This is a genomic window from Luteibacter yeojuensis, from assembly GCF_011742875.1.
Taxonomy (GTDB): domain Bacteria; phylum Pseudomonadota; class Gammaproteobacteria; order Xanthomonadales; family Rhodanobacteraceae; genus Luteibacter; species Luteibacter yeojuensis.
The window spans coordinates 264569-277402 of record NZ_JAAQTL010000002.1 but is presented as its reverse complement, the minus strand read 5'-3'; the positions used below and the strand labels follow the sequence as shown (position 1 = coordinate 277402).

The following is a 12834-nucleotide window of genomic DNA, read 5'->3' as shown; positions in this document are numbered from 1 at the left end:
GGGACGCCATGGAAATCTTCAACCACAATTCGAACTTCAACTTCCTCGGCCTGCGCAAGTTCAGCATCGGCCTGGCCGTGCTGCTCATGATCGGCGCCATCGCGCTGATCATGACCCGCGGCTTCAACTACGGACAGGACTTCCTCGGCGGCGTGGCCGTCCAGGTGGAGTACAAGACGCCGGCCGATCCGGGCGAGGTCCGCGCCGCGCTGGAGAACGGACACCTGGAGAACCCGCTGGTGCAGGCCGTGGGCGGCAGCCGCGAGTTCACCATCCGCCTGCAGCCGAAGGGCGACGTGGCCGCGGCGGGCAACCTGTCCAATGACGAAGCCGCCACCAAGGTGGCGAACGACATCATGGCGGCGCTGAAGGCCTCGCGTCCCGACGTCACGATGAAGAGCAAGTCCTTCGTCGGCCCGCAGGTCGGCGAGGAACTGCGCAGCGACGGTATCGTCGCGGTGATCTTCGTCATCGTCGGCATCATGGGTTACCTGTGGATCCGCTTCGAGAAGCGCTTCGCCATCGCGGCGCTGGCCACGGAAATCCACGACGTGCTGGTCACCCTCGGCATCTTCGCCCTGACCCAGCGCGAGTTCGACCTGACGGTGCTGGCCTCGGTACTGGCGGTGGTGGGCTACTCGATCAACGACAAGGTGGTGGTGTTCGACCGCGTCCGCGAACTCTTCCGTTCCAGCCGCAACGCCACGCCGGAAGAAGTGCTGAACCGTTCGATCAACAGCACGCTGTCGCGAACCATCATCACCTCGTTGTTCACGGGCATCACCATGGCCGCGCTGTACTTCATCGGCGGCCCCGTCGTGCACGGCTTCGCGATCACCATGCTGATCGGCATCCTGGTCGGCACGCTGTCGTCCATCTTCGTCGCCAGTCCGATCCTGTTGTGGCTCGGCGTGTCGAAGCAGGACCTCATGCCGCGGTCGAAGGAAGATCCGGAGCTCGAGCGCCGTCCGTAAGCGAGGCTGGCGTACCGGGGGTTCCCGTAAAAAAAGCCCGCTGGTCGCCAGCGGGCTTTTTTATCGCGTTCCTCATCCCTGAGTGTCAGAAATCGTCGCCGTCCTCGGTGGCGCCTTCCCCGTCGTTGGCCAGCGTGACCACGACATAGGCAGAGCCGACCAGCGATGCGCAGAGCCACGCGTAGACCATCTGGATCGCCGTCTTCGGAATGGCGGCGGCCACACGAGGTGCCAGGGCCAGGCCGATGATGCCGGCGAGCGCGAGTACGGTGGCGACGATCCACGCGAGGCGCCGTGACGGCGACGCGGTGGTGATGAGGTTCATGCTTTTATTGCCCCTGTCTTTCCCCTGTTTCGCGGCCTTCGCGTATTTCGGTGTTTGGCCGCTTGATGTAGGAAATACCTTACAAGCCAGGGGGTGGCAAGTGCCAAATGCTGACGATTTTCCTGTGCGGATAAGGACTTCCCTGCAAGAGGATCGCCAAACTCCCGGCTACGTTAGACTTTCGTCCCCCTTGAGATCGGACCCATGGCAGAACGCGAATTCCCCGGCTTCACCCTGCGCAGCGGCGCCACCCGGGAAGGGTCGCGCTATACGGCGCTCCTTTCCTCCCATCCTGCGGACGGCAGCTACCCGAGCTATTTCGCCGTTTATGAAAACCGCAGCTTCCGCGACGAGGCGAGTGCCGCCGAGGCGGCCGAGAAGGCGCTGGGGCTGGTGCTCGGCGTGGAGGACGACGGCGCTCCGGTGTTCGCCGAAGGCGAAACCGGCTTCGACGACGTGGAAGGCTGAGGCTCTGCCGTTCGTATGGCTTGACAGTTGCCCTTGTCGCGGTGCGTCATAGCGTCACACCAGGCGTGACATAGGGGATGACGACGGCCATGAGCGAGGGCGACGGTCGGTACCGGCAGTTCGTCGAGGCATGCTCCGACTGCATGAAGGAGCTTGCCCGGGACGGCACCATCCGCTTCGTCTCGGGGCTGGGCTGCGCGACGCTGGCGCCGGAGGGCGTGGAGCGGCTGGTCGGCATGCATTGGCTCGACCTGTGGCCCGTGGAGGCGCGGGACATGGTGGCCCGGGTACTCGACCGGGCGGCTTCGGGCGAGCGGGTCGACTTCGTCGGTGCGCGCCGGCCGGGCGACGGCCCCACCCGCTGGTGGGAAGTGATGGTCGCCCCCGTGGTCGCCGACGACGCCCTGGACCATTTCATCGTCATCAGCCGGGACGTGACCGAGCGGGTGGAACTGCAGGCCTCGCTCGAATCGATCATCGAGCTGCTCCAGGACCGCCTCAACGAGACCGTGGCCCGCTCGGCCAATGCCACTACCCGCTATGGAACGCTCATGGAGCGGCTCGAATCCGAGCATGGTGCGCGGCGCGACGCCGAGAGCCGCCTGGCGGGCGTCCGTGAACAGCTGGACATGGCCAACCGGGCCCGCGACCTGGCCGAGGCCGGCGCACGGCAGGCACAGAAGCAGCAGGCCATCGGCCAGCTCGTCAGCGGCATCGCCCACGATTTCAACAACATGTTGCAGACGGTGATCGTCAGCCTGTCCGGGTTGCAGGACGATGCCGACGAGCTGTCGCCGCGGCACCGGCGCATGATCACCTATGCCGTGGAGGGCGCGCGCCACGCCACGGCGCTCACCCGGCGCCTGCTGGCCTTTGCTCGTGCCCAGTACGCGCAACCCGAGGCTGTCGACATGGGGGACCTCGTCGCGACCTTCTCCGACTTCGCCCGGCACGCCCTGGGTGGCCGTGTCGGGCTCGAAGTACTGCGTCAGCCCGTTTCGCTGCCGGTCTGGCTGGACCGGCACGGTGTGGAGCAGGCGCTGATGAACGTATGCCTCAACGCCCGTGACGCGATGGATGGATTCGGCAGCATCGTGATCGAAGTGGGCGAGCGGATAGGCGAGGGCGTGCCGCAAGGGCTACCGCGGGAAGCCGGAGGACTGCGCCAGGTTTTCGTCAGCGTGACGGATACCGGGGCCGGCATGACCGAGGAGGTGCGCCAGCGCCTGTTCGAGCCCTATTTCACGACGAAGGAAGGCGGCTCAGGGCTCGGCCTCGCCCAGGTGTACGGGATGGTCGCGCAGGCGGGCGGCGCCATCGAGATCGAGAGCGAGACCGGCGTGGGAACCCGCTTCAGGCTTGTGTTTCCGCGCTATCCGGGCCCTTGCGCACTGGGTGAATAAACGTTCAGAAAACGTGACGAAGTTCCTCAATTTGTCTCTGCACCGGCCGATAAGGGCAGTGACTGGAGGAAGCAAGTCATGTTGGTGATCATCGGCTCGATCGTTGTCCTGGTATCCGTACTGGGCGGCTATGTACTTTCGCACGGCGAACTCGCCGCGCTCTGGCAACCCTACGAACTGCTCATCATCTTCGGTGCGGCACTGGGCGCGTTCGTCAGCAGCAATTCCCTCGACGTGGTGAAGGGCGCCGGACGCGACGCGCTCGCGCTGTTCAAGGGGCCGAAGTACCGCAGGCAGGATTACGTGGACCTGCTGTCGCTGCTCTACGACATCTTCGTGAAGATGCGCAAAGAAGGGCAGCTCGGCATGGAGGCGCATATCGAGGATCCGGCCAACAGCGCGCTGTTCTCGGCGTACCCGCGGCTGGTCGCGGAGCACCACCTCATCGACTTCACCACCGACTGCCTGCGCCTCATCGTGGGCGGCAGCATGGATCCCCACGAACTGGAGCAACTGCTCGACGTGGAACTGGAAACCCACCACCACGAAGCCATGGTGCCCGCGCTCGCGGTCCAGAAGATGGCCGACGCCTTGCCCGGGTTCGGCATCGTCGCGGCGGTGCTGGGCATCGTCATCACCATGAAGTCCATCGACGGCGACGCCGCGGTCATCGGTCAGCACATCGCCGGCGCGCTGGTAGGTACCTTCCTCGGCATCCTGCTGTCCTACGGTTTCGTCGGGCCGCTCGCGGCCGCGATGGAGGCGCGCGTGGCCACCGACGGCAAGGCTTTCGAATGCGTGAAGGTGGCCTTGCTCGCCAACCTGCGCGGCTACAACCCGATGGTGGCGGTGGAATTCGCGCGCAAGTCGCTGCAGTCGTCGGCGCGCCCCACCTTCCAGGACCTCGAAGCCCACCTGAAGGCCGCCAGGTAAATCGCCATGAGCGATCTCAAGCAGGTCATCATCGTCCGCAAGCGACGCAAGGCGGCCCACGCTCATCACGGCGGCGTGTGGAAGGTCGCGTATGCCGACTTCGTGACGGCGATGATGGCGTTCTTCCTGGTCATGTGGCTGGTGGGCGCGGGCACCAAGCAGCAGCGCGCCGCCATTTCGGAGTATTTCAAGAATCCGAGCATGACCCAGGGCCAGTCCACCATGTCGCCCTCCGGCAAGATGGGCCCGGGCGGCGCGAGCACGAGCATGATCAAGCTAGGCGGCGCGCTCGACCTGCCCAAGGGGCCGGGCGACCAGCAGGCCTTCGCGAAGCCAAATTCGGCGGAAGTCGACAAGCTGGCGCGCGAGCAGGAAAAACGCCGCCTCGAGCAGCTCATGCAGGATCTCAAGGAGGCCATCGCGAAGAGCCAGGCGATGGCGCCGTACAAGGACCAGCTCCTGCTCGACATCACTTCGGAAGGTCTGCGCATCCAGATCGTCGACAAGCAGAACCGGCCGATGTTCGACACCGGCAGCGGCGTGATGAAGTCGTACACGGTGCAGATCCTGCACGAACTGGCGGGCTTCGTGAACCAGGTGCCCAATTCGATCAGCATTTCGGGCCATACCGACAGCGCACCCTATATCCGTGCGGACAGCGCATACGGCAACTGGGAGCTCTCGGCCGATCGCGCCAACGCGGCGCGGCGCACGCTCGTGGAGGGCGGCATGCAGCCGGGCAAGGTCGCGCGCGTTGTCGGCCTCGCGGCTTCGGTGCCTTTCGACAAGGCCGATCCGGCCGCGGCGATCAACCGCCGCATCAGCATCGTCGTCATGACCAAGGAAGCCGCACGGGCGGCCTTGTCGCAGGAAGTGGCCAACGAGCCGGATGTGCCGGAAGCGCCGGCGACGCCGCACCCGGCGGAACAGGAGCACCTGGGCGCCGGCGTGCCGGACATGCCCGCGTCTCCCGCGAAATCCACGGTAGGCAGTGCGCTCCCGGCGCCGCGCGCGTCGCGCCGGAGCTGACGCGACGGCGGGTCCTGCGCTGTCGACGCCCTGTCACGGCGGTCACTTGCAACGGTCATCCCACCCCGTCACTATCGGGAAGACAGGGGGGAGGGAAGGCGTAGTGGAAAATCAGAGCAAGTACAGAGTCGTAGCCAAGGCGGTGAAACACCACGGCGATGCAGGCGAACAGGTCTATCGCGCCAGCTATCGCATCCTCGACCACATCGGGGAAGAGATCGAAGCCAGCACCGGTACCCACGATTTCAAGGACATCACCAGCGCATTCAACGAAGCTTTCGCGCTCGGCCACGAGCGATTGCGCGCGATGGGCGTCGAAACCCTCCAGTAACGTTTTTGTAGGAGCCGCTATAGCGGCGAGCGCGCCGACGGCAACGGTGGGGCCGTGAGGGGGCTTATCCGGCCACCGAGAGGCGGAGTTCATCGAGCTGCGCGGGAGTGCCCACGTTGCGCCAGAATCCGTCGAAGCGTTCGCCGGTGAGTGCACCCTCGGCGATCGCTCGCTGGTACATGGGCAGTAACTTGAAGCGGCCCGGCGCCTCGCGCGCCACGATCTCGCGGCGATACACGCCCACGTTGCCGAAGGTGAGCCGTTCGGCGCCTTCCGGTCCATCGCCTTCGTAGAGCTTTCCGCCGGCAAGTGCGAAGTCGCCCGCGGCATGGAACGCCGGATTCGGAAGCATCACCAGGTGGGCCACGCCTTCGGGCTCGTGGGGGAGCGCCGCATAGTCGATGTCGCTCCAGATGTCCGCGCTCACGACAATGAAGGGTTCCGGCCCCAGCAGCGGCAGTGCCGCGAGCATGCCGCCGCCGGTTTCCAGCGGCGTGGGGCCCTCGTAGGAATAGCGCAGGCGCACACCCCAGCGCGAACCGTCGCCCAGCCTTTCCGGAAACTGCTGCGCGAGATGCGATGTGTTGACGACGATGTAGCGCACGCCCGCCGCGGCCAGCTTCTCGATGTGGTGGACGATGAGCGGCTTGCCGTTCACCTCGAGCAAGGGCTTCGGCGTGTGCGTGGTCAGCGGGCGCATGCGCTCGCCGAGCCCGGCGGCGAGGATGAGCGCATGCCTCATGCCGGATTCGCCACGCGGATGTCGCGATCGCCGATGGTGGCCTCGATATAGTCGGCCAGCGGGGCGACGTCCGCATGCCTGCGCGCGGTATCCAGCACATAGCGCAGCACGCGGGGAAGATCGTCGAGGTAGCCCGGCTTGCCGTCGCGATAATAGAGACGGCAGAACAAACCGAGGATCTTGATATGCCGCTGGAGTCCGGTCAGGTCGAACCAGCGGCGGAAGCGGTCGGTGTCCACGCTTTCATCGAGCATGCGCGCGTCGAGCAGGCGCAGGCGATAGGCTTCCACCCAGCCTTCCACGCGTTCGTTGTCCCAGACGATGTAGGCATCGCGCAGCAGGGAGGCGAGGTCGTAGGTGATCGGTCCGGACATCGCGCCCTGGAAATCGATGATGCCCGGCGAGCGCTCCGCGGTGACCAGCAGGTTGCGGCTGTGGTAGTCGCGGTGCATGAAGGCGCGGGGCTGCCCGGCGATGGCGTGCATGATCGCGGTGAAGGCGTTCTCGACGATGTCCCATTCCCCGCAGGCGACCGTCGCGCCGAGATGCTTCTGCAGGAACCACGTCGGCATGATCTCCATTTCCATCGTCTGCCATGCGTGGTCGAACGCGGGAAGGCCGTCCGTATCCACGTGCGCCTGCATGCGCAGCAGCGCGTCGAGCGCGTCGCCATACAAGGCATCCACTGTCGCGTCTGTCAGTTCGGGAAGGTAGGTGCGCGTGCCGAGGTCCTCGATCAGCAGGAAGCCCTGGGCCATGTCCGCCACCATCACCTTGGGCACGTGGAGCCCCGCGGCGGCCAGCCGGCCGCCGATCTCCACCCACGGTGCCGGGTCTTCCCGGTCGGGCGGGGAGTCCATCACGATCACCGGCTGGCCGTCGACATGGCCGCGCAGGTAACTGCGGAAGCTCGCATCGGCGGATGCGGGTGCCAGGATGAGGTCGGGCTGGCCGGTGACGTGGCGAGCCCAGGCGAGGCGTGCTGCGGAACGGTCTAGGGAGGAAGTCATGCCTGGTCGGGAAAAACGATGTCGTGGCGAGCTTAGAGCCTTTGCCACCCCCTGTCATGACGTGGCCCGGCGGGGCGCCCCGTTGTCGTGGTTCGCAACATGTGCCTATGCTCGGGCGAACGCTTTCTATCGGGGGATGGGCGGCATGGGTAACGATGGTTCGGCGTCGATGACGCGTCGCGATCTCCTGCGAATGATCGGCCTCGCCGGGGGCGGCGCACTGATGTACCAGGCGATGACCGGCCTCGGTTTCGCCGCGGAATCCCCTTACCGGAAACCGCCGCCGCTCCAGGGCACGGGCCGCGGCAGCGTGCTCATCCTCGGTGCCGGGCTGGCGGGACTCGTCGCCGCCTACGAACTCGGCAAGGCCGGCTACAAGGTCCAGGTGCTCGAGTACAACGCGCGCGCGGGCGGTCGCAACTGGACGCTGCGCGGCGGCGACGAATACACGGAACTGGGCGGCTACCGGCAGCGGTGCCGGTTCGACGAGGGCCAGTATTTCAATCCCGGTCCGTGGCGTATCCCTTACCACCATGCCGCCCTGCTGGATTACTGTCGGCGGTTCGGTGTCGCGCTCGAACCGTTCGTGCAGGTGAACCACAATGCGTACCTGCATGGCGAGAGCGCCATGGGCGGGAAGCCGCAGCGCATGCGCGAGGTACAGGCCGACTTCAATGGCGGCGTATCGGAGTTGCTGGCGAAGGTGGCGGGCAAGGGTGGCCTCGACGACCAGGTCAGCAAGGAAGACAAGGAGATGTTGCTGGAGGCCATGCGCGGCTTCGGCGGGCTCGACAACGACTATCGCTATGTCGCCGGTCATGCCTGCAATTCGCGACGCGGCTACGCGAAGGATGCCGGCGCGGGCCCCGACGGCGCCCCTGTGTTCTCGCAGCCGGTGGGTCTGCACGACGTGCTCGGCAGTCATCTGTGGAAGTCGCTGGGTATCAGCGGCATGTACGAATTCCAGACGACGCTCATGCAGCCGGTCGGCGGCATGGATGCGATCGGCAAGGCCTTCCTGCGCGAGATCCGCCCGGACGTCATACGTTACAACGCGAAGGTCACCCGCGTCGCGCAAGACGAGCGCGGCGTGACCGTGAATTACGAGGACACGACGAAGCCGGGCCACTTGCGGCAGGCGACGGCGGACTGGTGCGTGTGCACGATCCCGCTCTCCATCCTCAGCCAGATTCCCATCCAGGTGTCGGAAGCGAAGGTAGCGGCCATCGGCGCCGTGCCCTACTGGGGTTCGGTCAAGGTGGGCTTGCAGTTCAGGCGGCGGTTCTGGGAAGAGGACGAGGCGATCTACGGCGGCATCACCGCCACCGACCTGCCCATCGGCATGATCTCCTATCCCAGCCATGGCTTCGGCACGCGGAAGGGCGTGTTACTGGGCGCATACACGTTGTTCCTCGAGGCCTACCGGTACACGGCGATGGATCCGGCCGAACGCATTCGCCGCGCGGTAGAGGACGGGACGAAGATCCATCCCCAGTACGCCCGCGAGTTCGAGAACGGGATGGCGGTGGCGTGGCATCGCTCGCCGGGCACGCTGGGATGCTTCGGCGGGTGGACGGAAGAGGCGAGGGCGAAGCATTACGCCGATATCTGCTCGATGGACGGCCGCATCGTCCTCGCGGGCGAGCACGCGTCGTACCTTCCTGCGTGGCAGGAGGGCGCGATCCTTTCCTCGCTCTCCGCCATCGATGCGCTGCATCGCCGCGCCGTCGCGGGAGCCGGCGCATGAACACGAGATGCCTCGTCGTCTGCCTGGCGATCTGCGCAGGCCCGACCTTTGCGCAACACATCGATATCGACCCGCGCAAGGATGTCGCGAACCTTACCGGCGAGCAGATTTACACGCAGGTCTGCCAGGGTTGCCACATGCCCGACGCGAAGGGCGCGGTCGGTGCCGGCCGTTACCCGCCGCTGGCGGGCGACGTCAAGCTTGCTTCCGGCGCGTATCCCGCCGTGATGGTGATGAACGGTCGCGGTAACATGCCTGCGTTCGGCCCGATGTTCACCGACGCGCAGATCGCCGACGTGATCAACTACGTCCGGACGCATTTTGGCAACGCGTATACCGATTCGCTCGAACCGGACGACGTGAAGGTCTTCCGGCCACCGCCGCCCAGCAACCCGCCGGAGAAGCACTGACATGATGAAGTCCGCGATCCTTGCCGCCCTCCTGATCGCCGCCGCCGCACCGGTCGTCGCCTCCGACGTCGTGCGGCACAAGATCCCCGGCAGCGATTTCCCGATCTCCGCCGCCGTGGAAATCCCGGCGGGAAAGACGCTGGTGTTCCTGAGCGGCGTGGTGCCGCCGGTGGCGGATGCCAGTGCGCCGAAGGGCAGCCTGCAGGCCTATGGCGACACGAAGACCCAGACCGTGGGCGTGCTCGCGGCGATCGACAAGCAGCTCAAGGGCATGGGGCTGACGATGGGCGACGTGGTGAAGATGCAGGCGTTCCTCGTCGGCGACCCCGCCAAGGGCGGCAAGATGGATTTCGCCGGGTTCATGGCGGGCTATACCCAGTTCTTCGGTACCAAGGAACAGCCGAAGTTGCCGTCGCGCTCCGCGATGCAGGTCGCCGCGCTGGCCGCGCCGGGCTTCCTCGTCGAAATCGAGGTGACCGCGGTTCGTCCGTGAACCGCGGCCATGCCGAGGCCAGCCCTGGCCATTCAATGCCTGGAGTTATCTCGACATCGGGACTTGTTCATTCCGGACGATGATGTCCGGCCTCGGTACACCCGCCGCGCCGTCGGCTTGGACAGGTTCGCCAAGCTCGAGCGCGGCCCTGAGCAGCGATCCCGTGCGAGAGCCCGTCGCCGGATGAGTGATGGGATCGGGGAAATAGCGAGAGTACTCGCCCTGGGCCACGGACGACTCGAGCCAGTCCAGCCCGGCACGAACCGTCTCCCGCGGGTTGGCGTGGCGGTCGTGTATGTACTGGAGATAACGGTCTTCCCTGATCGGGTCGCGCCTCGGGCTCCAGAGCTGGAACTCCACGGTTGTCGACAGCAGCCGTTCCGTGAAGTCGACAGGCGAGGAGGCCACCCTTGCCTCGCCCTGGGGTGTCTCGACCTGCAAGGCGTTGCTTTCCCATTGACTGGCTACCGCCCGCACGCGGCCGGGATAGTCGTCCCTGGTCGCGGTCACCCCGTACCAGTCGTCGACGATATAGGAGCCTTCGGGAAGCTCGGCGATCCTCACGCCTGTAGCGCCCGTCGATCCGGTCAGGCGGATCGATTCCGCATTGACGGGCATGGCCAGTGTGAAAGGATGTCCCGCCGCCGAACCCACGAGGACCATGTAACGGTCTTCGCGAAGCAAGCCGCGCAATCGCCTGGCGTTGGCCAGCGCCTGGATCTGACGATTCCCCACGCCGCGGCTAAGGAAGTCGCCGACCGGCGCCCCCGACGCGATCAGGTCGTTGAAGGTCGCGATATCCACGTCGGAGACGGGAGCCGGACTCGCGCCGCGCAGTTGCGGGAGCGACGCCAGCGCGTTTGAACGGGTGAGAAGGGGCGGCGTCTCGAAAGCACTGATCGTCGTGGGGATTGCTTCCACGTGCCTGACCGGTCGACCCGCATAGTCGACGCCGGTCCTGTGTTGTTTCTTCGCCGGGATGCCGATCGACAGCAGGATTTCTCCACTGTCCGTCAGCTGGATGGTCGACGGTTGCGCCATGAAGTCCACCAGGATGGGGTAGGCGATCTTGTCGGCGATCCGGCGTGCGACTTCCATGTTGATCCTTGCGTGTGGAGGCAGCTTGCCGAAGATGTCGCGGGAAGCCGCGTCACGGAACAGATCGGACAAGGGATCGATCCCCGAGCGGAGCATGATGCTCGGATACCACTTGCCCTGGCGTTCCTCCACGTAATGGTACCGATAAGCTTCGGGCATCAGGCCGTCGCTGTAACCCAGGACTTCGTGAAAGCCGTCTTCGCGCTGCCGGGTCTCGACGATTTGCGTCGTGCCGGCCATATTCCTCAATCGCACAAATTGCCGTCCTTGAGTCGTCCAATGGTCACTGGGTTGATTCTCCGCTTCCGCGAGTATGGCGGGGTCCGTCACCACCAGACGATCGAGCGAGGGTGGCAGCAGGGAGTCTTCCGTTTCGGCGATCTTGGCCAGCATGCCTTCCGCGAAACGGCGAAAGTCCCACTCGTTGAGTGCTAGCGCGTTTCGTATCTTTCCGTTATCGGCATTGAGCAGGACGTCGATGATCGGCGAGAACGGCTCTTGAGGAATGGGCCGCGACAGCATGGCGTTGCTTCCAGGCTCACCTCGGCGGTAGTAAGCGGTACGTCGCCCGTCGGCGTCGGTGCTTGCCTCGATGACGACCCGCTCGCCCGATGGTGTGGCGGTATCGATCATGGCGAGGCGTTCTCCCGGCGAGCCGGAACCGTGCCTTACGACCTCGATGGCGACCCGGCGGTCGACGGGCATGAGGTCACGGGCTGCCGCCAGAAAGACGCGCTCTTCTTCAGCCGTCAGCGCATGCATCCGGTCGAAGAGCGCAGCGCGCAACCTGGCGAACACCTTAAGGGGCTCTGCCTGGAGTCCGTGACCGTTAAGCGGCTCGATCCAACTGGCAAGCATTCGGTCAACGAGAGCCCGCGATGGAAGGGTATCGAGATCCGCGGCCAGGTTGTTCCGAAAGATGCTCTCCCTGCTCGCCTCGCTCATGGCCCGGAATTCGGCGGTCGGCCGCGTTGCCGCCTCCACTGCGGCGAAAAATGAGCGATAGGTTCCGCCAGTCGCGTCGCCCATCAGGCTATAGGTGCCGTTGTCGTGAAGAACAACACGGAGCGCATTGCCGGGAACATCCTTTGCGGTGAACGGCGTGCCCTCGGCCGATATCCCATCATTGAATGAAGGCCGACCGTTGGGGTCGTTGCGATAGATCGCCAGTGGCCGGTTGGTGTAGCGGGCTATCGCGGGAGCGAGGATCCTGAGCTCCTTGTGGGTCCACTCCGTGGCGTTCGCGTCGCGCAGGCGACTGTTCAGGGTCTCGACGAACGATTGTCCGACAGAAAGAATTGTCGTCAGCTGCATGCCTTGCCGATGCGTCGCCACTGTCGCGTTGAGTTGTGACTCGGTAAGGCCCATTCCCCTCATGATGCGAGCCGCATGCTGCAACGTGCCCGGATCGACAGTGATGCCTGGATGGACGAAGTGGGCCAGGACGCTTCCTTCGGCGTAATTGTCCGTGTGATCGGCAAGTTCCCAACTGCCATCGACCTGCCGCGCGATCGCTGGCCCGGGGGTACCATTGCTCTGTGCGATGCGGTATCCGGCGCTGTCGCGAAGGATGTGGGCCATACCCGTACCGGTTTCGGTCTGCCAGCGGACATAAAGCGCGCCATCATGAAAGAACGTCCCATCCGAAAGCGCGTGCGCGTTGGCAGGCATGGGGGGGAGCGCTCGGCTCCACATCGTGTCACCGCGCCAGTAGGCCAGGCGACCGTCATTCCGGCGGTAAAGGCGGTTCGTCCGGGAGATGGGGCGGATGCATGTGCGCTGGCTTGCCGTTGTGCGGCGTCCAGGAAGGGTGTCATGCATCGTCGGCCGAGGCTGGTCAGCAGCGATGGGATATGAGTCCTCGCTGCGCG

General features: G+C 65.4%; 13 protein-coding genes. 9 read left to right on the top strand and 4 right to left on the bottom strand.

Going from position 1 to position 12834, the window contains the following annotated elements; genetic code table 11:
* Positions 1-8: 8 nt before the first annotated feature.
* Positions 9-974 carry a protein translocase subunit SecF gene (secF, locus tag HBF32_RS16165; RefSeq protein ID WP_166700812.1) on the top strand — a complete coding sequence of 322 codons (966 nt, stop codon included), beginning with the start codon at positions 9-11 and terminating at the stop codon, positions 972-974.
* Positions 975-1059: 85 nt separating this feature from the next.
* On the opposite strand, the gene HBF32_RS16160 is transcribed toward secF, so the two are convergent.
* Entirely contained in the window at positions 1060-1299 is a 240-nt protein-coding gene (locus HBF32_RS16160) for a hypothetical protein (protein ID WP_166700811.1), read from the bottom strand.
* A 204-nt stretch (positions 1300-1503) separates the two neighbouring features.
* Between HBF32_RS16160 and HBF32_RS16155 the strand changes: the two genes are divergently transcribed.
* The 5 genes from HBF32_RS16155 to HBF32_RS16135 all read left to right on the top strand — a co-directional run bounded on the left by HBF32_RS16155 (position 1504) and on the right by HBF32_RS16135 (position 5463).
* Positions 1504-1767, top strand: coding sequence for a hypothetical protein (locus tag HBF32_RS16155; protein ID WP_166700810.1), 264 nt, complete (start codon positions 1504-1506; stop codon positions 1765-1767).
* Between the two features lie 89 nt (positions 1768-1856).
* Entirely contained in the window at positions 1857-3170 is a 1314-nt protein-coding gene (locus HBF32_RS16150) for a two-component system sensor histidine kinase NtrB (protein ID WP_166700809.1), read from the top strand.
* 78 nt (positions 3171-3248) lie between these two features.
* Entirely contained in the window at positions 3249-4103 is an 855-nt protein-coding gene (gene motA / locus HBF32_RS16145; RefSeq protein WP_166700808.1) for a flagellar motor stator protein MotA, read from the top strand.
* Between the two features lie 6 nt (positions 4104-4109).
* A complete protein-coding gene (gene motB / locus HBF32_RS16140) occupies positions 4110-5132 on the top strand; it encodes a flagellar motor protein MotB (RefSeq protein ID WP_166700807.1) in 1023 nt (340 codons plus the stop codon).
* A 103-nt stretch (positions 5133-5235) separates the two neighbouring features.
* Positions 5236-5463: a hypothetical protein gene (locus tag HBF32_RS16135; RefSeq protein WP_166700806.1), complete on the top strand. Its 228-nt coding sequence runs from the start codon at positions 5236-5238 to the stop codon at positions 5461-5463.
* Between the two features lie 64 nt (positions 5464-5527).
* Here the strand turns inward: HBF32_RS16135 and murU are convergent, their stop codons facing one another.
* Together murU and HBF32_RS16125 are read right to left on the bottom strand one after the other, a co-directional pair.
* Complete coding sequence (gene murU, locus HBF32_RS16130) at positions 5528-6205, bottom strand: N-acetylmuramate alpha-1-phosphate uridylyltransferase MurU (protein WP_166700805.1); 678 nt, start codon at positions 6203-6205, stop codon at positions 5528-5530.
* Positions 6202-7215 (bottom strand): aminoglycoside phosphotransferase family protein, encoded by a 1014-nt coding sequence (locus tag HBF32_RS16125; RefSeq protein ID WP_166700804.1) that lies wholly within the window; start codon positions 7213-7215, stop codon positions 6202-6204. Before HBF32_RS16125 ends, murU begins: the two co-directional genes overlap by 4 nt.
* A 145-nt stretch (positions 7216-7360) precedes the next feature.
* Between HBF32_RS16125 and HBF32_RS16120 the strand changes: the two genes are divergently transcribed.
* Genes HBF32_RS16120 through HBF32_RS16110 form a run of 3 tightly spaced genes read left to right on the top strand, consistent with a single transcriptional unit; the run spans position 7361 to position 9865 of the window.
* On the top strand, positions 7361-8962 hold the full coding sequence (locus HBF32_RS16120) for a flavin monoamine oxidase family protein (protein ID WP_166700803.1): 1602 nt from the start codon (positions 7361-7363) through the stop codon (positions 8960-8962).
* The gene (locus tag HBF32_RS16115; protein WP_166700802.1) at positions 8959-9372 is read left to right on the top strand and encodes a c-type cytochrome; all 414 of its coding nucleotides are present in this window, start codon (positions 8959-8961) and stop codon (positions 9370-9372) included. The genes HBF32_RS16120 and HBF32_RS16115 overlap by 4 nt, the downstream gene beginning before the upstream one ends.
* A gap of 4 nt (positions 9373-9376) precedes the next feature.
* A complete protein-coding gene (locus HBF32_RS16110) occupies positions 9377-9865 on the top strand; it encodes a RidA family protein (RefSeq protein ID WP_425482252.1) in 489 nt (162 codons plus the stop codon).
* A gap of 45 nt (positions 9866-9910) precedes the next feature.
* On the opposite strand, the gene HBF32_RS16105 is transcribed toward HBF32_RS16110, so the two are convergent.
* Entirely contained in the window at positions 9911-12634 is a 2724-nt protein-coding gene (locus HBF32_RS16105; RefSeq protein WP_166700800.1) for a hypothetical protein, read from the bottom strand.
* Positions 12635-12834: the final 200 nt, after the last annotated feature.

Excerpts from the sequence above, each read along its gene's own strand:
- secF (WP_166700812.1), top strand. The coding sequence starts at position 9 with ATGGAAATCTTCAACCACAATTCGAACTTCAACTTCCTCGGCCTGCGC.
- HBF32_RS16155 (WP_166700810.1), top strand. The coding sequence starts at position 1,504 with ATGGCAGAACGCGAATTCCCCGGCTTCACCCTGCGCAGCGGCGCCACC.
- HBF32_RS16125 (WP_166700804.1), bottom strand. The coding sequence starts at position 7,215 with ATGACTTCCTCCCTAGACCGTTCCGCAGCACGCCTCGCCTGGGCTCGC.
- murU (WP_166700805.1), bottom strand. The coding sequence starts at position 6,205 with ATGAGGCATGCGCTCATCCTCGCCGCCGGGCTCGGCGAGCGCATGCGC.
- HBF32_RS16160 (WP_166700811.1), bottom strand. The coding sequence starts at position 1,299 with ATGAACCTCATCACCACCGCGTCGCCGTCACGGCGCCTCGCGTGGATC.
- HBF32_RS16120 (WP_166700803.1), top strand. The coding sequence starts at position 7,361 with ATGGGTAACGATGGTTCGGCGTCGATGACGCGTCGCGATCTCCTGCGA.
- motB (WP_166700807.1), top strand. The coding sequence starts at position 4,110 with ATGAGCGATCTCAAGCAGGTCATCATCGTCCGCAAGCGACGCAAGGCG.
- HBF32_RS16150 (WP_166700809.1), top strand. The coding sequence starts at position 1,857 with ATGAGCGAGGGCGACGGTCGGTACCGGCAGTTCGTCGAGGCATGCTCC.
- motA (WP_166700808.1), top strand. The coding sequence starts at position 3,249 with ATGTTGGTGATCATCGGCTCGATCGTTGTCCTGGTATCCGTACTGGGC.
- HBF32_RS16110 (WP_425482252.1), top strand. The coding sequence starts at position 9,377 with ATGAAGTCCGCGATCCTTGCCGCCCTCCTGATCGCCGCCGCCGCACCG.
- HBF32_RS16105 (WP_166700800.1), bottom strand. The coding sequence starts at position 12,634 with ATGCCTGCCAACGCGCACGCGCTTTCGGATGGGACGTTCTTTCATGAT.
- HBF32_RS16115 (WP_166700802.1), top strand. The coding sequence starts at position 8,959 with ATGAACACGAGATGCCTCGTCGTCTGCCTGGCGATCTGCGCAGGCCCG.